The following is a 568-nucleotide window of genomic DNA, read 5'->3' as shown; positions in this document are numbered from 1 at the left end:
GGTCAACATCTGTACGTAGTCGGCGGCCTGGGCGCGGAGATGATGCGGACCTGGCCGACACGGAGCGACCGGCGTCCGGCGAGCTGACCGTGCAGTGCTTTGCCGGCGAGCGGCTCGTCGGCTAGCCGATCGAGGGCACGGTCGACCCGTTCGAACAGCCGTCGATTTGCCGAGCGAAGCCTCCCGAGGGCCTTGCGCGCCGTCGTCGAGAGCTCAACTCTGGCCGGGGGCATCGCGGAGCTCGCGGCGTGCCGCTTCGAGAGAGTGGCCGCCGCCGCGGGCGAATTCTTCTTCCGCCTCCGCAAGGCGCTTCACGCACTCGGAATCAGCCAGGATGTCGATGGTCTCGAGTAGGCCCTCGTAGTCGTCGGATGCCAGCAGGACGGCATCCGCACGGCCGTGCCGGGTCATGAGGAAGCGATCGAAGAACCGATTAGCGCGGTCGATGATCTCCGAGAGCCGCGGGCGCAATTCGGTGAGGGAGAGAGTTTCGGTGGCCATGTCCTATCCTCCAGAGGAAATGTACATGATCGCGTACCGAAGGGCAAGATGAGCAGTGGTGTCGTTG

The 568-nt window shown here is 65.3% G+C and carries 2 protein-coding genes; both read right to left on the bottom strand.

The genetic code is table 11. From position 1 onward, the window contains the following. Nucleotides 1–2: 2 nt before the first annotated feature. A complete protein-coding gene (locus GY769_09940; protein MCP4202244.1) occupies nucleotides 3–233 on the bottom strand; it encodes a type II toxin-antitoxin system RelE/ParE family toxin in 231 nt (76 codons plus the stop codon). Next, complete coding sequence (locus GY769_09935; protein ID MCP4202243.1) at nucleotides 214–501, bottom strand: type II toxin-antitoxin system Phd/YefM family antitoxin; 288 nt, start codon at nucleotides 499–501, stop codon at nucleotides 214–216. The genes GY769_09940 and GY769_09935 overlap by 20 nt, the downstream gene beginning before the upstream one ends. Between the last annotated feature and the right edge of the window lie 67 nt (nucleotides 502–568).

It is taken from the genome of bacterium (assembly GCA_024224155.1).
Taxonomy (GTDB): domain Bacteria; phylum Acidobacteriota; class Thermoanaerobaculia; order Multivoradales; family JAHEKO01; genus CALZIK01.
Note: the sequence above shows the minus strand (reverse complement) of the source record. Positions and strands in the feature narration are given on the sequence as shown.